Source organism: Agrococcus sp. BE272 (genome assembly GCF_031457935.1).
GTDB classification, from domain to species: domain Bacteria; phylum Actinomycetota; class Actinomycetes; order Actinomycetales; family Microbacteriaceae; genus Agrococcus; species Agrococcus sediminis.
This window is the reverse complement of record NZ_JAVDXL010000001.1, coordinates 487,189-503,558: the sequence shown is the minus strand read 5'-3', so window position 1 is coordinate 503,558 and position 16,370 is coordinate 487,189. Positions and strand designations below refer to the sequence as shown.

General features: G+C 73.9%; 16 protein-coding genes. 15 read left to right on the top strand and 1 reads right to left on the bottom strand.

The window, feature by feature from the left end; translation table 11 throughout:
• Positions 1-130 precede the first annotated feature (130 nt).
• Entirely contained in the window at positions 131-1,639 is a 1,509-nt protein-coding gene (gene guaB, locus J2X49_RS02375) for an IMP dehydrogenase (protein ID WP_310122075.1), read from the top strand.
• Between the two features lie 117 nt (positions 1,640-1,756).
• Here the strand turns inward: guaB and J2X49_RS02370 are convergent, their stop codons facing one another.
• The gene (locus tag J2X49_RS02370; RefSeq protein WP_310122072.1) at positions 1,757-2,656 is read right to left on the bottom strand and encodes a hypothetical protein; all 900 of its coding nucleotides are present in this window, start codon (positions 2,654-2,656) and stop codon (positions 1,757-1,759) included.
• Positions 2,657-2,979: 323 nt separating this feature from the next.
• Here J2X49_RS02370 and J2X49_RS02365 point away from each other — a divergent pair, with 323 nt between their 5' ends.
• The 14 genes from J2X49_RS02365 to J2X49_RS02300 all read left to right on the top strand — a co-directional run bounded on the left by J2X49_RS02365 (position 2,980) and on the right by J2X49_RS02300 (position 16,345).
• Positions 2,980-3,846, top strand: a complete 867-nt coding sequence (locus J2X49_RS02365; RefSeq protein WP_246990369.1) for a DUF4097 family beta strand repeat-containing protein — start codon at positions 2,980-2,982, stop codon at positions 3,844-3,846.
• Entirely contained in the window at positions 3,843-4,559 is a 717-nt protein-coding gene (locus J2X49_RS02360; RefSeq protein ID WP_310122069.1) for a PadR family transcriptional regulator, read from the top strand. The genes J2X49_RS02365 and J2X49_RS02360 overlap by 4 nt, the downstream gene beginning before the upstream one ends.
• Positions 4,560-4,634: 75 nt before the next feature.
• Positions 4,635-5,759 (top strand): GuaB3 family IMP dehydrogenase-related protein, encoded by a 1,125-nt coding sequence (locus J2X49_RS02355; RefSeq protein WP_146355622.1) that lies wholly within the window; start codon positions 4,635-4,637, stop codon positions 5,757-5,759.
• Positions 5,760-5,797: 38 nt separating this feature from the next.
• The gene (locus J2X49_RS02350; RefSeq protein ID WP_310122067.1) at positions 5,798-7,582 is read left to right on the top strand and encodes a glycerol-3-phosphate dehydrogenase/oxidase; all 1,785 of its coding nucleotides are present in this window, start codon (positions 5,798-5,800) and stop codon (positions 7,580-7,582) included.
• A 24-nt stretch (positions 7,583-7,606) separates the two neighbouring features.
• Entirely contained in the window at positions 7,607-8,452 is an 846-nt protein-coding gene (locus tag J2X49_RS02345; RefSeq protein WP_310122062.1) for an SURF1 family cytochrome oxidase biogenesis protein, read from the top strand.
• Positions 8,453-8,462: 10 nt separating this feature from the next.
• The gene (locus tag J2X49_RS02340; protein WP_310122059.1) at positions 8,463-8,990 is read left to right on the top strand and encodes a DUF3817 domain-containing protein; all 528 of its coding nucleotides are present in this window, start codon (positions 8,463-8,465) and stop codon (positions 8,988-8,990) included.
• Entirely contained in the window at positions 8,990-10,561 is a 1,572-nt protein-coding gene (guaA, locus tag J2X49_RS02335) for a glutamine-hydrolyzing GMP synthase (protein WP_310122056.1), read from the top strand. The genes J2X49_RS02340 and guaA overlap by 1 nt, the downstream gene beginning before the upstream one ends.
• A 24-nt stretch (positions 10,562-10,585) precedes the next feature.
• A complete protein-coding gene (locus tag J2X49_RS02330; protein WP_310122054.1) occupies positions 10,586-11,299 on the top strand; it encodes a hypothetical protein in 714 nt (237 codons plus the stop codon).
• Positions 11,300-11,341: 42 nt separating this feature from the next.
• A complete protein-coding gene (locus J2X49_RS02325; RefSeq protein WP_128190492.1) occupies positions 11,342-11,791 on the top strand; it encodes a YciI family protein in 450 nt (149 codons plus the stop codon).
• Between the two features lie 21 nt (positions 11,792-11,812).
• Positions 11,813-12,175 (top strand): YciI family protein, encoded by a 363-nt coding sequence (locus J2X49_RS02320; protein WP_310122050.1) that lies wholly within the window; start codon positions 11,813-11,815, stop codon positions 12,173-12,175.
• Positions 12,176-12,186: 11 nt separating this feature from the next.
• On the top strand, positions 12,187-13,476 hold the full coding sequence (locus J2X49_RS02315) for a sigma-70 family RNA polymerase sigma factor (RefSeq protein ID WP_310123912.1): 1,290 nt from the start codon (positions 12,187-12,189) through the stop codon (positions 13,474-13,476).
• 76 nt (positions 13,477-13,552) lie between these two features.
• On the top strand, positions 13,553-14,845 hold the full coding sequence (locus J2X49_RS02310) for a SufS family cysteine desulfurase (protein WP_310122045.1): 1,293 nt from the start codon (positions 13,553-13,555) through the stop codon (positions 14,843-14,845).
• Positions 14,842-15,282, top strand: coding sequence for a Fe-S cluster assembly sulfur transfer protein SufU (gene sufU / locus J2X49_RS02305; RefSeq protein WP_128190369.1), 441 nt, complete (start codon positions 14,842-14,844; stop codon positions 15,280-15,282). The genes J2X49_RS02310 and sufU overlap by 4 nt, the downstream gene beginning before the upstream one ends.
• Before the next feature lie 73 nt (positions 15,283-15,355).
• The gene (locus J2X49_RS02300) at positions 15,356-16,345 is read left to right on the top strand and encodes a bile acid:sodium symporter family protein (RefSeq protein WP_310122042.1); all 990 of its coding nucleotides are present in this window, start codon (positions 15,356-15,358) and stop codon (positions 16,343-16,345) included.
• Positions 16,346-16,370 lie beyond the last annotated feature (25 nt).

Sequence of the window (16,370 nt, the reverse complement as noted above, 5' to 3'; positions counted from 1 at the left end):
CAGGATGCCCGTTACATCGGTGGTGACACAGTAGCGGCCGCCTGGACCGCCGATCGTCCAATTGCAGAGCCCTGCGCCGTTCTTCACCGGGATGCCGCTGGACCGTAACCGAATCGATACGATGGAGGCGATGGAGATGCGCAACCCGTTCGGGCCGATCGGCCTCACCTACGACGACGTCATGCTGCTGCCGGGCCGCACGGATGTGATCCCGAGCGAGGCCGACACCGGCACGCGGCTCTCCCGCCGCATCCGCCTCGCCATCCCGCTCGTGTCGAGCGCGATGGACACCGTGACCGAGGACCGCATGGCCATCGCGATGGCCCGCCAGGGCGGCATCGGCATCGTGCACCGCAACCTCTCGATCGCCGACCAGGCCGGGATGGTCGACCGCGTGAAGCGGTCGGAGTCGGGCATGATCACCGATCCCGTCACAACGCACGCCGACGCGACGATCGAGGAGGTCGACCGCATCTGCGGCGAGTTCAAGGTCTCGGGCCTGCCGGTCGTCGACGAGACGGGCGTGCTCGTCGGCATCGTCACGAACCGCGACATGCGCTTCGTGCCCCGCGACGAGTTCGCGACGACGCTCGTGCGCGACGTGATGACCCCGTCGCCGCTCAAGACCGCGAAGGTCGGCATCTCCCGCGAGGACGCCTTCGAGATCTTCCACCAGACGAAGCTCGAGAAGCTGCCGCTCATCGACGAGGACGGGCGCCTCGGCGGCCTCATCACGGTGAAGGACTTCGACAAGGTCGAGCAGTACCCGAACGCCACGAAGGACGCCCACGGGCGGCTCCGCGTCGGCGCCGCGATCGGCTTCTTCGGCGACGCGTTCGAGCGGGCCGAGGCGCTCGCGGAGGCCGGCGTCGACGTGATCGTCGTCGACACGGCCAACGGCGAGAGCCAGGGCGTGCTCGACATGGTGGCGCGCCTGAAGGTCGACGCGCGCTTCGCCGAGATCGACATCATCGGCGGCAACGTCGCGACCTACGAGGGCGCCGCGGCGCTCATCGAGGCGGGCGTCGACGCCGTGAAGGTCGGCGTCGGACCGGGCTCGATCTGCACCACCCGCGTCGTCTCGGGCGTCGGGGTGCCGCAGGTCTCGGCCATCTACGACGCCGCGCGCGCCGCGCACGACGCGGGCACCGGCATCCCGATCATCGCCGACGGCGGCCTGCAGTACTCGGGCGACATCGCGAAGGCGCTCGTCGCCGGCGGCTCGTCGGTCATGCTCGGCTCGCTGCTCGCCGGCACCAACGAGAGCCCGGGCGACCTGGTGCTCGTGAACGGCAAGCAGTTCAAGACGTACCGCGGCATGGGCTCGCTCGGCGCGATGCAGACGCGCGGCAAGAAGACGTCGTACTCGCGCGACCGCTACTTCCAGGCCGACGTGCCGAGCGACGAGCAGCTGATCGCCGAGGGCATCGAGGGCCAGGTGCCGTACCGCGGCCCGCTCGGCTCGGTCGCGTACCAGCTCGTCGGCGGCCTGCGGCAGTCGATGTTCTACACGGGCGCGCGCACGATCGAGGAGCTGCAGCAGAAGGGCCGCTTCGTGCAGATCACCGCCGCGGGGCTCAAGGAGTCGCACCCCCACGACATCCAGATGGTGGTCGAGGCGCCGAACTACCGCCGCTAGCCCGGCGCGCTCGGGCTGCCGCCTCGGCGAGTGGGGCGCTCGCGCCCGAGCGGGGTCGGCGCGCCCGCCCCAGCGGTGCGCAGCCGCCCCAGTCGGCGGCGCCGACGCGGCGCGGGCTCACCAGCCGGGCAGCAGGGCGCCGCCCACGGGCAGGTGCGCCTGCGCGAGCATCGCGCGCAGCAGCTCCGGGCGCTGCGCCGCGTCCCACATCCAGTGCAGCGTGTCGATGTGCTCGCGCAGCGCGTCGTCGCGGCGCTTCTCGGCGATCACCGCGTCGACCGCCTGCACGCCGTTCGACTCCGCGATCACGCCGTACTTCCACGCGCCGTCGAACTCCCCGCCCAGCGGCCGCATCCCGGGCCGCTCCCAGAGGAAGTCGGGGTAGCGGGAGCCGAGCCGCGTCGCGACCTCGACCTGCAGCTGCGGTGCCGGCGCGCCGATGCGGTGGATCGCCACGCGGCTCCACGACTCGCCGACCGACTGCGAGCGCGGGTCGGCGAACGCGACCACCCAGGATGCGCGTCGCCGGCCCCGCGCGCCCTGGCGGCCGAGCGCATCCGTCACCTCGTCCTTCGTGACCGCCTCGAGCCGGAGCGCCTCGTCGAGCGCGCTCACCGCGTCGACCTGGCGTCCGACCCGCGCGAGGTGCGCGAGCGCGTAGGCGGTGGTGCAGCGCGCGATGCCGTCCTCGACGATGACGTCGTCGTCGGCGATGGCGACGCGTGCGCTGACCACGCCGTGGCGGCGACCCGAGGCGCCGGGGTCGCCGATCGTGAACACCTCGCGCGGTCGCCCGTGCGGCAGGCCCGCGAGCGCGAGCGCCGACTCGCGGGCGAATACGGCGCCGGGACGCGTGAGGGCGACGGCGCGCACCGCGACCGCGTGCCGGCCGTGCTCGGGGAGCGCCGCGTACGCCGCCCGGTCGACGTAGGCGCCGCGCCGGATGCGCCGCAGCTCCGGAGCGCGCCGGAGGCGCATCGGCTCCCCGGCGTCGACGGCGAGGATGTCGAGGTCCATGCGCGGCACCATGCCGCATCCGTTCACGCGCGTCGCCGGCTGAGCGCCGCGCTGTGCACAACCGCTGTCTCGCCCCGCGACGACCATCGCTGCCCGGGAGCCCGCCCGGCTCGCCGAGTGGGGCGGCTGCGCCCGAGCGGGGCCGGCGCGCCAGCCCCGCTCGGGCGCACCTGCCCCACTCGCTGCCGCAGGGGCGCGGCGAGAGGCGCATGGCGGATGGGCGCGGGCACGTCTGCGAACTCGGGGTTGTGCGGCGCGAAAACGCGATATATCGTGTGTTGCAGCAGACGCGATATATCGCGAGTGAGCGGGAGGAGCTCAGCATGGAGCAGCAGTGGGAGAGCGGCGACACGAGGCCGCGCAGCGCATCGGGCGCGGGCGCCTCGGGCGCCGACGCGATCACCGAGCGGTGGACGATCGCCGAGGGCCAGAGCCGCGTGATCGACCTCGACGCGGTGCAGTCGCTGCGCGTCGGCGTGGTCGGCGGCAGCGTCGACATCGTCGGGCACGACGAGCCGACGGCGCGCGTCGAGGTGCACCGGGTCGAGGGGCGCGACCTCACCGTCACGCTCGAGCAGGGGCGGCTCTCGATCGCGCACCCGCGCGTGAGCTGGGACGACGTGTGGGAGTCGGTGAAGGCCCTCGTGGGCGTGCGCGCCCGGGTCGAGCTGAGCATCCTCGTGCCCCGGCAGGTGGCGCTGTCGCTCGGCCAGGTGAGCGCATCCGCCCTCGTCTCGGGCCTCAGCGGCCAGGCGACCCTCAGCACCGTGTCGGGCCCGCTGCAGGTCGAGTCGCACCGCGGCGACCTCGACCTCAACACCGTCTCCGGCGACGTCGAGGTCTCGGGCGGCGCGGGCTCCCTCTCGGTGCACGCGGTCTCGGCCGACGTCACCGCGAGCGGCGCCCTCACCGACATCGGCGTCGACACCGTCAGTGGCGAGGTGCTGCTCGACGTGCATGGCTCGCCCCGCAGCATCTCGGCCAACACCGTCTCGGCCGACGTGACGCTGCGGCTCGACGCCGGCCAGGGCGTGCGCGCCACCACGCGCACCGTCTCGGGCCGCGGCAGCGTCGTCGGCCGCTCGCTGCCGAAGCGCGGCGGCAGCGAGACGATCGACGGCGCGAGCGCCTTCGGCTTCTCGGCCAACACCGTCTCGGGCGACATCACCGTCGTGCGGAGGGACGCATGACGCCCGTCTTCGGCCACGGGGCGCTCCGCCTCTACCTGCTGAGCCTGCTCGCCGAGGCGCCGCGCCACGGCTACGAGCTCATGCAGGCGCTCGAGCAGCGCTTCGGCGGCACGTACTCGCCGAGCGCGGGCACCATCTACCCGCGGCTCGCGAAGCTCGAGGAGGAGGGGCTGCTGACGAAGACCGCCGACGGCCGCAAGACCACCTACGAGATCACCGACGCGGGCCGCGCCGAGCTCGCCGCCCGGCAGGGCGAGCTGCGCGACCTCGAGGGCGAGATCACCGACTCGGTGCGGCGGATGGCCTCCGACGTGCGGGCGGGCGTCAAGAGCGCCATGCAGGCGCTGCGGGCCGACCTCGCCGCGGCCGAGCGCGAAGCGCGCAGCGCGCCGAGCGCGCCCTCGTGGTCGAGCGCGCCGCGGCCTCCCGAGCCCGCCCGGCCCGACGCATCCGCGCCCCCCGAGCGGCCGGTGCAGAACCCGTGGAGCGCACCGCGGCCGGAGCCGGAGGAGCGGGCGGATGCGCCGTCGGCGCCCGGGCGGGCGGCCGCGCGCATCGCGATCCACGACGTCGACCTCGCGCTCAACGACTTCCGGCAGCAGGTGCGCGACGCGGTGCGCGCCGACCGCGGCGAGCGCATGTCGGCCGCGGCCGCGACCCGGGTGCGCGACGAGCTGGAGGCGGCGCTGCTGCGCATCAAGAGCGTGCTCTGACCATCGGGCGGCGCTGGGGGCGCTCCCGGGCGGCTCTGGGTCGGCTCCGGGGCGGCCCGGGATAGGCTGGGGAGCGTGACGGAGATCGAGATCGGCCGCAGCAAGCGCGCCCGGATGGGCTACGGCTTCGACGACATCAGCATCGTGCCGTCGCGGCGCACGCGCGACAGCGACCTCGTGTCGCTGCAGTGGCAGATCGACGCCTTCAAGTTCGACATCCCGGTGCTCGGCGCACCCACCGACTCGGTGATGAGCCCCGCCACCGCGATCGCGCTCGGCAGGGCCGGCGGGCTCGGCGTGCTCAACCTCGAGGGCGTCTGGACCCGCTACGACGACCCCGAGCCGCTGCTCGCCGAGATCGCAGGGCTCCCCGCCGACCTCGCGACGAACCGCATGCGCGAGATCTACGCCGAGCCCATCAAGCCCGAGCTCATCCGCGACCGCCTCGCGCAGATCCGCGACGCCGGCGTGGTCGTCTCCGGCAGCCTGAGCCCGCAGGCGGTGCAGGAGCACTACGAGACCGTGCTCGCCGCGGGCGTCGAGCTCATGGTCATCCGCGGCGCGACGGTGAGCGCCGAGCACGTCTCGGCCGAGTCGGGCGCGCCCCTCAACCTCAAGCGCTTCATCTACGAGCTCGACGTGCCGGTCGTGGTCGGCGGCGTCGTGACCTACACGGCGGCGCTGCACCTCATGCGCACCGGCGCCGCGGGCGTGCTCGTCGGCTTCGGCGGCGGCGCCGCCTCGACGAGCGAGAAGGTGCTCGGCGTCGCCGCGCCCATGGCGACCGCGGTGAGCGACGTCGCCGCCGCGCGCCGCGACTACCTCGACGAGTCGGGCGGCCGCTACGTGCACGTCATCGCCGACGGCTCGCTCGGCACGTCGGGCCAGATCGTGAAGTCGCTCGCGTGCGGCGCCGACGCCGTGATGCTCGGCACCGCGCTCGCGCGGGCGACGGATGCGCCGGGCCGGGGCTGGCACTGGGGCCCTGAGGCGCACAACCAGAAGCTGCCTCGCGGCAACCGCGTGCAGGTCGACCAGGTCGGCCAGCTCGACGTCGTGCTGAACGGCCCGTCGCCGTCGGCCGACGGCACCGCCAACATCATGGGCGCCCTGCGCAAGGCCATGTCGACGACCGGCTACAAGGACCTCAAGGAGTTCCAGCGGATCGACGTGGTCGTGGAGGCCAACCCGCCGCGCTAGATCCGCCCGGCACTCGGGCGAGCAACCAAGGAGGAGCCATGTCGGAGACCACCAACAGCGTCAGTCGGTCGAGGAAGCTCGGCCCGGAGGAGCGCGCCGCCGCGATCGCCACCATGCGCGACCGCGAGGTCGACGTGCTCGTGATCGGCGGCGGCATCGTTGGCACGGGCGCCGCGCTCGACGCGGTCACCCGCGGCCTGCGCGTGGGCCTGATCGAGGCGCGCGACTTCGCGTCGGGCACGTCGAGCCGCTCGTCGAAGCTCATCCACGGCGGCATCCGCTACCTCGAGCAGCTGAACTTCGGCCTCGTGCGCGAGGCGCTCATCGAGCGGGGCCTGCTGCTGCAGCGCATCGCGCCGCACCTCGCGAAGCCGGTGCGGTTCCTGTACCCGCTCGAGAAGCCGCTCATCGAGCGCGCCTACATCGGCGCAGGCATGGCGCTGTACGACATCTTCAGCTACACGGGCTTCATGAAGCCGGGCGTGCCCATCCACCGGCACCTCACGAAGAAGCAGGTGCTCAAGCAGATCCCGTCGCTCGACCCCGACGCCTTCGTCGGCGGGCTCACGTACTACGACGCCCAGGTCGACGACGCCCGCTACGTCGCCGAGCTCGCGCGCACCGCATCCTTCTACGGCGCCCACGTCGCGAGCCGCGTGCGGGCGGAGGGGTTCCTGAAGGTCGGCGAGCGGGTCGTGGGCGTGCAGGCGCACGACTACGAGACCGGCGAGCAGTTCGAGATCCGCGCGAAGCAGGTCGTGAACGCGACCGGCGTCTGGACGGGCGAGACGCAGGCGATGGTCGGGGAGCGCGGCGAGTTCAAGGTGCGCGCCTCGAAGGGCGTGCACCTCGTGGTGCCGCGCGACCGCTTCCACTCCGAGATGGGGCTGCTGCTGCGCACCGAGAAGAGCGTGCTCTTCGTCATCCCGTGGGGCCGCCACTGGATCCTCGGCACGACCGACACCGACTGGAACCTCGACAAGGCGCACCCGGCGGCGACCGCGGCCGACATCGACTACATCCTCGACAACGTCAACACGGTGCTGGCGACGAAGCTCACCCGCGCCGACGTCGAGGGCGTCTACGCGGGGCTGCGGCCGCTGCTCGCGGCGGGCGACGGCTCGTCGACCGCCAACCTGTCGCGCGAGCACCACGTCTCGCACACGGTGCCGGGCCTCGTGCTCGTCGCCGGCGGCAAGTGGACCACCTACCGCGTGATGGCCAAGGATGCGATCGACGAGGCCGTGAGCGCCATCGACGGCAAGGTGCCCGAGTCGTGCACCGAGCAGATCCCGCTGCTCGGCGCGACCGGCTACCGCGCCGCCTGGAACAAGCGCGCGAAGATCGCGCGCGCGTTCGGCCTGCACAAGGCGCGCGTCGAGCACCTGCTCAACCGCTACGGCGTGCTCACCGACGAGCTGCTCGACATGATCAAGCAGGAGCCGCAGCTCGCCGAGCCGCTGCCCGGGGCCGACGACTACATCGGCGCCGAGGTGCGCTACGCCTGCACCCACGAGGGCGCGCTGCACCTCGACGACGTGCTCGCCCGCCGCACCCGCATCTCGATCGAGTCGTGGGACCGCGGCGTCGCGGCGGCGCCCGTCGCCGCGCGCATCATGGCGGAGGTGCTGGGCTGGGACGAGGCGCGCATCGAGAAGGAGATCAACACCTACAACAAGCGGGTGGCGGCCGAGCTCGCGAGCCAGCAGCTGCCGGACGACGAGTCGGCCGACCGCGCGCGCACCGAGGCGCCCGAGATCATCCCGCTGAGCGCCCTGCCGACGGCCGACACCGTGGGCACGCGGAAGGAGCCGGCGGCCTGATCCGCCGGTAGGATGGGCGTGCCTATGAGCGCCCCCATCCCCACCTTCCGGCAGGTCGCCGTGCGGCCGCGCTGGATCGCCGCGCTGCTGGGCTGCCTCGCGGTCGCGGCCGTCTTCGCGCTCCTCGGCCAGTGGCAGATCGAGCGGGCCGTCGAGCAGGGCCAGGCCGACGAGCGCGACACCGAGACCGCGGTGCCGCTCACGAGCGTGGCCGAGCCGAACGCATCCCTCACCACCGAGGCGGGCGGCCGCATGGTGTCGTTCTCGGGCGCGTGGGCGCCGGGCGACTTCGACACCCTCGCCGGGCGCACGCAGCACGACGCGCAGGGCACGTGGGTGATCGGCCGCGTGCTCGCCGAGCAGCCCTCGGGGGAGCCCGTCTCGCTGCCGGTCGCGGTCGCGTGGTTCGCCGAGCCGGCGGCGGCCGAGGCGCACGCCGCCGCGCTCGCGGCGGGAGCGGCGGATGCGCCGGCCGAGCTGGTCGGGCGGCTGATGCCGACCGAGGCGCCCACGATGGGCGACATCCAGGGCGACACCCGCGAGGCGATGAGCGTCGCGGCGCTCATCAACGAGTGGGAGGGCTGGGACGGCCGCGTCTACGGCACGTACGCGATCCTCGACGAGCCGTCGGCAGCCGCATCCGGGGCCCTCGACGCGGGCGGCGAGCCGATCGTGTCGATGCGGCCCGTCGTCGACACCCAGCTGAACGCGCTCAACATCTTCTACGCCGTCGAGTGGATCGCCTTCATGCTCTTCGCCTTCTACCTCTGGTACCGGCTCGTCAAGGACGCCCTCGAGCGCGAGGTCGAGGCGATCGAGGACGCGGAGGCAGCCGCTGCCGCCGCCGGCGGCGCACCCGCGCGCGGATAGGCTGGACACCGTGCCGCGCCCCATCGACCAGCTCCCGCAGATCCGCTCCGCGGTCACCTTCTACCGCGTCATGTCGTGGGTGACGGGCGTCTTCCTGCTGCTGCTCGTGGCCGAGATGGTGCTGAAGTACGCGCCGAGCCACGTCGAGGTCTTCTCGGGCGGCTCCGGCGGCCCGCTGTCGCTGCAGCCGGTCGTGCCCGGCGACGGGTGCCAGTGGTACTCGCTGTTCGTGCCCGGCGGCATGGGCTGCGAGATCGTCTCGCTCGGCGACGGGTTCAACATCTCGCTCGCGATCCTCATCGTGCACGGCTGGATCTACGTCGTCTACCTGCTCGCGTCGTTCCGCCTCTGGAGCCTGCTGCGCTGGCCGTTCGCGCGCCTGCTCGCCATGGCCGCCGGCGGCGTCGTGCCGTTCCTCTCCTTCTTCGTCGAGCGCCGCATGCACCGCATCGCGCTCGCCGACGTCGCTCGCCTGGAGGCCGAGAGGGCCGCCCGGGACAGCGCATCCGCCACCGCCTCCGCCCACCGGGAGTCCTGATGTCCGACACCGCCCAGCGTCCCGTGCTCGTCGTCGACTTCGGCGCGCAGTACGCGCAGCTCATCGCGCGCCGCGTGCGCGAGGCCGACGTCTACAGCGAGATCGTGCCCTCGACGATCACCGCCGAGGAGGTGCGCGCCAAGGATCCGGCGGCGATCGTGCTCTCGGGCGGCCCGTCGAGCGTCTACGAGCCGGGCGCGCCCCGCCTCGACGAGGGCATCCTCGAGCTCGGGGTGCCCACGTTCGGCATCTGCTACGGCTTCCAGGTGATGGCGGCGCAGCTCGGCGGCACGGTCGCCCGCACCGGCAACCGCGAGTACGGCTCGACGGCGGTCACCGTCGACGCGCCCGGCACGCTGCTGCACGGCCAGCCCGAGGCGCAGACGGTGTGGATGAGCCACGGCGACTCGGTCTCCGAGGCGCCGGAGGGCTTCACGGTGCTCGCGACGACCGTCGACACCCCGGTCGCGGCGTTCGAGCACCGCGAGCGGAGGATGGCCGGCGTGCAGTGGCACCCGGAGGTCAAGCACTCCGAGCACGGCCAGCGCGTGCTGTCGTCGTTCCTGCACGAGATCGCCGGGCTCCCGGGCGACTGGGACTCGGGGAACATCATCGAGGAGCAGGTCGCGCGCATCCGCGAGCAGGTCGGCTCCGACAAGGTCCTGTGCGCCCTCTCGGGCGGCGTCGACTCGGCCGTGGCCGCCGCGCTCGTGCACGAGGCGATCGGCGACCAGCTCGTCTGCGTCTTCGTCGACCACGGCCTGCTGCGGCAGGACGAGCGCCGCCAGGTCGAGGAGGACTACGTCGCCTCGACGGGCGTCAGGCTCGTGACGGTGGATGCGCGGGAGCGGTTCATGCAGGCCCTGAAGGGCGTGACGGACCCGGAGGAGAAGCGCAAGATCATCGGGCGCGAGTTCATCCGCGTCTTCGAGCAGGCCGAGCGCGACCTCGCCGCGGAGGCGGCCGCCGACGGCGAGCCGATCCGCTGGCTCGTGCAGGGCACGCTCTACCCCGACGTCGTCGAGTCGGGCGGCGGCACGGGCGCGGCCAACATCAAGAGCCACCACAACGTCGGCGGCCTGCCCGACGACCTGCAGTTCCAGCTCATCGAGCCGCTGCGCGCGCTGTTCAAGGACGAGGTGCGCGCGATCGGCCGCGAGCTGGGCCTGCCCGAGGCGATCGTCGGCCGACAGCCGTTCCCCGGCCCGGGCCTCGGCATCCGCATCATCGGCGAGGTCACCGAGGAGCGCCTCGACACGCTGCGACGGGCGGATGCGATCGCGCGCGCCGAGCTGTCGGCCGCCGGCCTCGACGGCGAGATCTGGCAGTGCCCCGTGGTGCTGCTCGCCGACGTGCGCTCGGTGGGCGTGCAGGGCGACGGCCGCACCTACGGCCACCCCGTCGTGCTGCGCCCGGTCTCGAGCGAGGACGCGATGACCGCCGACTGGACGCGGCTGCCCTACGACGTGCTCGCGCGCATCTCGAACCGCATCACGAACGAGGTGCCCGAGGTCAACCGGGTCGTGCTCGACGTCACGTCGAAGCCGCCGGGCACCATCGAGTGGGAGTAGCGCCGACAGGAGCATGATGGGCGCATGACCCGGGACACCGCGCGCACGCGCGCGGCTCGCGCCACGGCGCTGTGGACGCTCGTGATCGGCTTCGTCGCCAGCGTGCTCGTCGGGCTGTCGCCGGCCAGCTACCTGCAGGCGCGGCTGCGCTTCGGCTGCGCGTTCGTCGGCGAGGACTGGGTCTGCGACGACCAGGCGGCGCTCCTGTGGCCCGCGATCGGGATCGTCGCGCTCGGCGCGCTCGCGCTCGGCTGGGCGGCGCTCATCGTGCGCGCCACCTGGGATGCGCCGCGCGAGCGCGCGGGCCAGCTGGCGGCGATCGGCATCATCGCGGTCGCGCCCACGATCATGCTCTTCGCGCTGCTGCTCGTCGACGCGCTCGTGCACGACGCGGGCGGCGTCAGCTACGAGGCGTCGCGCGTCGCCATGTGGGCCGAGCGCGCCATGGTCCCCGCGCTCAGCACCGCCCTCGCGGGCGCGCTCGCGTTCGTGGGCCTGCGCGTGCGGGCGGTCGGCGCGCTCCCGCGCCTCGCGACGCTGCAGCTCGCCGGCGCCATGCTGCTGCTGCTCGGCGCTGCGGCGATGTCGTCGCTCGGCACCCTGCCTTCGGGCATCGTCGCGGCGTCGGCCATCGCCGCGGGGTGGACCGTGGCGGCGGCGACCGGACCCGACCGCCGGGCCCGCCGGAGCGCATCCGCCACCGATGTCGATCCGAGCCGTTCCCGTTCGACGCAGTGAGTGAGAGGGTCGGACGACGGCCCCCGGATCACAGGAGGAACCATGCAGTACATGCTCATCATGCGCGCGGACGACGACGCCGTCGCCACGTATCGCGAGATCCCCTTCGAGCAGGTCATCGAGGCGATGGGGAAGTACAACGAGTCGATGATGGAGGCGGGGGTGCTCATCGCCGGCGAGGGCCTGTCGGATGCCTCGGAGGGCTTCGTCGTCGACTTCTCGGCCGACCCGCCGCTCGTCACCGACGGCCCGTACGGGGAGACGAAGGAGCTGTTCAACGGCTTCTGGATCCTCGAGGTGTCGTCGAAGGAGGAGGCCGCGGAGTGGGCGAGCCGCTGCCCGCTCGGCCCCGGCGCGAAGCTCGAGGTGCGACGCGTGACCGGCCCCGAGGACTTCCCGGCCGACAACGAGTGGGTGCAGAAGGAGGAGGGCTGGCGCGAGGAGCAGGCCGCCCGCAAGGCCGCGGACGCGCCCGGCGGCGTCGCGGGCTGAGCGGCGGGCGAGGAGCGGCTCATGCAGTTCATGCTCATCATGCGCGACGAGGACGCCGCGGCCGTCGAGCGACGCCACGCGCCCTTCGAGGCGATGCTCGAGCGGATGGGCCGGTACAACCGGGCCATGGCCGACGCGGGCGTGCTCGTCAGCGCGCAGGGCCTCGCGAGCCCCGGCACCGGCATCGTCGTCGACTTCTCCGCCGACCCGCCGCTCGTCACCGACGGCCCCTACGGCGAGACGAAGGAGCTCTGCAACGGCTTCTGGGTGATCGACGTGCCCTCGCGCGACGCGGCGGTCGAGTGGGCGAGCCGGGCACCGCTCGGGCCCGGCACGAAGCTCGAGCTGCGGCGGGTGCACGGCGAGGAGGACCTGCGCCGGTGACGGAGCCGGTGATGGAGCCGGCGACCGGCGACGACCGGGCGCGGCGGGCCGACGACTCGGCCCGCCGCGCTGTCGTCGCCGTCTGGCGCATCGAGTCGGCGCGCATCGTCGCGACGCTCACGCGCTTCACGGGCGACTTCGCGCTCGCGGAGGACCTCGCGCAGGAGGCGCTCGCGGATGCGCTCGTGCAGTGGCCGGCGCAGGGTGCGCCGCGGAACGGCGCGGCCTGGCTCACCGCCGTCGCGAAGCGCAAGGCGATCGACCACTGGCGCCGGCGCGAGCGCTACGACGAGCGCCTCGCCGCGATCGCGCACGACCTCGAGCGCGCCGAGCACGAGGCGGCGGATGCGGTGCCCTGGGATCCGGACGCGATCGACGACGACGTGCTGCGGCTCGTGCTCACCGCGTGCCATCCGGTGCTGAGCCCGCAGGCGCGCGTCGCCCTGACCCTGCGCGTCGTCGCGGGCCTCGAGACGGCCGAGATCGCGCGCGCCTTCCTCGTGCCCGTGGCGACGATCCAGCAGCGGATCGTGCGCGCGAAGCAGGCGCTCGCCGAGGCGCGCGTGCCGTTCGAGACGCCGGCTCGCGCCGAGCGGGCGCAGCGGCTGGGGGCGGTGCTCGGCGTCGTCTACCTCATCTTCACCGAGGGGCACGCCGCGACCGCCGGCGACGAGTGGATGCGGCCCGACCTCGCCCGCGAGGCGGTGCGGCTCGCGCGCGTCCTCGCCGCGCTGCAGCCGGAGGAGCCCGAGGTGCACGCGCTGCTGGCGCTGCTCGAGCTCACCGCCGCCCGCTTCCCGGCGCGCGTGGGCGCCGACGGGGAGCCGGTGCTGCTCACCGACCAGGACCGGCGCCGCTGGGATCGCGCGGCGATCCGCCGCGGGCGGGCGGCGCTGCGCCGGGCGGAGGGGTTCGGCCGCGGCCTCGGCCCGTACGGGCTGCAGGCGGCCATCGCCGAGTGCCACGCCGTCGCATCCGACGTCGCCTCGACCGACTGGGCGCGCATCGTCGCCGCCTACGACGGGCTGCTGCAGCTGTCGCCGTCGCCGGTCGTGGCCCTCAACCGGGCCGTCGCCGTGTCGATGGCGGACGGGCCGGCGGCGGCGCTCGCGATCGTCGACGCGCTCGCGGGGGAGCGGGCGCTCAGGGCCGGCCACCTGCTGCCGTCGGTGCGCGGCGAGCTGCTCGCGCGCCTCGGGCGCGACGCGGAGGCGCGTGAGGCGTTCGCGCTCGCGGCCGAGCGGCCGCAGAACGCCCGCGAGCGCGCCGTGCTGCTCGCGCGGGCGGCCGCGGGGCGCTGAGCCCGGGCCGTCCGCCGAGGGCCGCCCTCGCCAGCCCGCCCGCGGCGGCCGGGGCGGCGGCGACTACCCTGGGAGCGTGACGATCGGAACCCAGCCCGCCCTGACCGAGGAGCGCATCCAGCAGCTCCGCGGCGACTTCCCGATCCTCGCCGAGCAGCCCGCGGGCGTGCCGCTCGTCTACCTCGACTCCGGCGCGACGAGCCAGCAGCCGCGGCAGGTGCTCGAGGCCGAGTGGGCCTTCCGCACCCGGCACAACGCGGCCGTGCACCGCGGCGCGCACACCCTCGCGTCGCTCGCGACCGACGACTACGAGTCGGCCCGCGACCGCGTCGCGCGCTTCGTCGGCGCCCGCCCGACCGAGATCTCCTGGGCGATGAACGCCACCGACGCGCTCAACACGGTCGCGCTGTCGCTCGCCGAGGCCAACCGGGCCGGCGACGTCGACCCGGCGCTGCGCATCCACGAGGGCGACGAGATCCTCGTCACCGAGGCCGAGCACCACGCCAACCTGCTGCCCTGGCAGCGGCTCGCCGACGAGACCGGCGCGCGGCTGCGCTGGGTGGAGGTCGACGACGACGGGGTGTGGACGGCGGATGCGGCGCTCGCGCTCATCACGGAGCGCACGCGGGTCGTCGCGGTCGCGCACGTCTCGAACGTGACGGGCCTCGTCGCGCCGGTCGAGCCGATCGTCGCCGCCGCGCACGCGGTCGGCGCGCTCGTCGTGCTCGACGCGTGCCAGTCGGTGCCGCACCGCCCGGTCGACCTCGGCGCCCTCGGCGTCGACGCCGCCGCGTTCAGCGGCCACAAGATGCTCGGCCCCGGCGGCATCGGCGTGCTCTACCTCGCCGAGCGCCTCGGCGCCGCGCTGCCGCCGGCGCGCGTCGGCGGCTCGATGATCACCACCGTCACGATGACCGAGCGCGAGTTCCTCCCCGCGCCGCAGCGCTTCGAGGCCGGCACGCAGCCGGTGTCGGCGATCGTGGGCCTCGCCGCAGCGGTCGACTACCTCGAGGGCGTCGGCATGGCGGCGATCGAGGCGCACGAGGTCGCGCTCGGCGAACGGCTCGCGGCCGGTGCCGCCGCGATCGAGGGCGTGCGGCTCGTGGGGCCGCCGCCCGGCGTCGAGCGCGCCGGGCTCGCGAGCGTCGTCGTCGACGGCGTGCACGCGCACGACGTCGGCCAGGTGCTCGACGCCGCGGGCATCGCGGCGCGCGTCGGCCACCACTGCGCCCAGCCCCTGCACCGCCGCCTCGGCGTCGCGGCGACGACCCGCGCATCCACCTACCTCCACACCACGGAGGCCGAGGTCGACCGGTTCCTCGACGTGCTCTCGACCGTGCGCGGCTACTTCGGGGCGGGGCGAGCATGAGCGATCCGCTGGCGGGGCTCTACCAGGAGCTCATCCTCGAGCACGCGAAGCGGCGCGAGGGGGAGGGCGCGCTCGAGCCGTTCGATGGCGAGCGCTTCCTGCGCAACCCCACGTGCGGCGACGAGATCCGGCTGCGCGTGCGGCTCGACGGCGACGCGATCGGCGCGCTCGGCTGGGAGGGGCAGGGCTGCTCGATCTCGCAGGCGTCGGCGTCGGTGCTCGCCGAGCTCGCGCCCGGCCTCACGATCGCCGACGTGCGCTCGCGCATCGAGGCGCTGCGCGAGCTGCTGCGCTCGCGCGGCGCGGTCGAGCCCGACGAGGCGGTGCTCGGCGACGCGGTCGCGTTCGCCGGGGTCGCGAGGTTCCCGATGCGGGTGAAGTGCGCGATGCTCGCGTGGGTCGCGCTCGAGGAGGCGCTCACCGAGCTCGGGCGCTGACGCCGAAGCCTCCTGCGCGCGAGCGGCATGCATGCTGTGGTTCGCTGTCTGATAGCACCATAGGAGGTCTGCCATGTCCCGCACCATGACGATCGGCGAGCGCGTGGGGCGCGTCGCCGGCACCTGGTTCCCGCTCATCGTCCTCGCCGCCGGCGCGATCGCGATCCTCGTCCCGCAGGTCTTCCTGCCGATCGGGCCGTGGATCAACACGCTGCTCGGCATCATCATGCTCGGCATGGGCCTCACGCTGCAGCCGGTCGACTTCGCCGTCATCGCCAAGAAGCCCAAGGCCTTCGCCGTCGGCGTCGTGGCGCAGTACGTCGTCATGCCGCTCGCCGCGATCGGGCTCGCGCTCGCCTTCCAGCTGCCGCCCGAGCTGCTCGTCGGCGTCGTGCTCGTCGGCTCGGCGCCCGGCGGCACCGCCTCCAACGTGATGGTCTACCTCGCCAAGGGCGACACCGCGCTCTCGGTGGCGATGACGACCGCCTCCACGCTGCTCGCGCCGGTGCTCACGCCGCTGCTCGTGCTGTGGCTGGCCGGCTCCTACCTGCCGGTCGACGCGTGGGGCCTGTTCCAGTCGATCATCATGATCGTGCTGCTGCCGGTGATCGCCGGCCTCGTGCTGCGGATGCTGCTGCCGAAGGTCGTGCGGGCCATCCTGCCGTGGCTGCCGCTCGTGTCGGTCGTCGGCATCACCCTCGTCGTGCTCGCGGTCGTCGCCGGCTCCGCCGCGACGATCCTCTCGGTCGGCCTGCTCGTCGCGCTCGTCGTCATCCTCCACAACGGCATCGGCTACGGCCTGGGCTTCCTCGCCGCGAAGGCCGTGGGCCTCGACGAGAGCGCCCGCCGCGCCGTCGCGATCGAGGTCGGCATGCAGAACTCGGGCCTCGCCGCTGGCCTCGCCCGCACGCACTTCACGCCCGAGTCGGCGCTGCCGGCGGCCATCTTCTCCGTCTGGCACAACGTGTCGGGCTCGCTGCTGGCCTCGTACTGGTCGCGGCGCCCGCCGAAGGGCACGGCCGCGACGGCGCCCGCGCTCGACGACCAGCCGGTCGCCAGCTGAGGCATCCGCTCGGCGTCCCGCGCGC

Excerpts from the sequence above, each read along its gene's own strand:
- J2X49_RS02300 (WP_310122042.1), top strand. The coding sequence starts at position 15,356 with ATGTCCCGCACCATGACGATCGGCGAGCGCGTGGGGCGCGTCGCCGGC.
- guaB (WP_310122075.1), top strand. The coding sequence starts at position 131 with ATGGAGATGCGCAACCCGTTCGGGCCGATCGGCCTCACCTACGACGAC.
- J2X49_RS02370 (WP_310122072.1), bottom strand. The coding sequence starts at position 2,656 with ATGGACCTCGACATCCTCGCCGTCGACGCCGGGGAGCCGATGCGCCTC.
- sufU (WP_128190369.1), top strand. The coding sequence starts at position 14,842 with ATGAGCGATCCGCTGGCGGGGCTCTACCAGGAGCTCATCCTCGAGCAC.
- J2X49_RS02320 (WP_310122050.1), top strand. The coding sequence starts at position 11,813 with ATGCAGTTCATGCTCATCATGCGCGACGAGGACGCCGCGGCCGTCGAG.
- J2X49_RS02325 (WP_128190492.1), top strand. The coding sequence starts at position 11,342 with ATGCAGTACATGCTCATCATGCGCGCGGACGACGACGCCGTCGCCACG.
- J2X49_RS02330 (WP_310122054.1), top strand. The coding sequence starts at position 10,586 with ATGACCCGGGACACCGCGCGCACGCGCGCGGCTCGCGCCACGGCGCTG.
- J2X49_RS02365 (WP_246990369.1), top strand. The coding sequence starts at position 2,980 with ATGGAGCAGCAGTGGGAGAGCGGCGACACGAGGCCGCGCAGCGCATCG.
- J2X49_RS02315 (WP_310123912.1), top strand. The coding sequence starts at position 12,187 with ATGGAGCCGGCGACCGGCGACGACCGGGCGCGGCGGGCCGACGACTCG.
- guaA (WP_310122056.1), top strand. The coding sequence starts at position 8,990 with ATGTCCGACACCGCCCAGCGTCCCGTGCTCGTCGTCGACTTCGGCGCG.
- J2X49_RS02350 (WP_310122067.1), top strand. The coding sequence starts at position 5,798 with ATGTCGGAGACCACCAACAGCGTCAGTCGGTCGAGGAAGCTCGGCCCG.
- J2X49_RS02345 (WP_310122062.1), top strand. The coding sequence starts at position 7,607 with ATGAGCGCCCCCATCCCCACCTTCCGGCAGGTCGCCGTGCGGCCGCGC.
- J2X49_RS02360 (WP_310122069.1), top strand. The coding sequence starts at position 3,843 with ATGACGCCCGTCTTCGGCCACGGGGCGCTCCGCCTCTACCTGCTGAGC.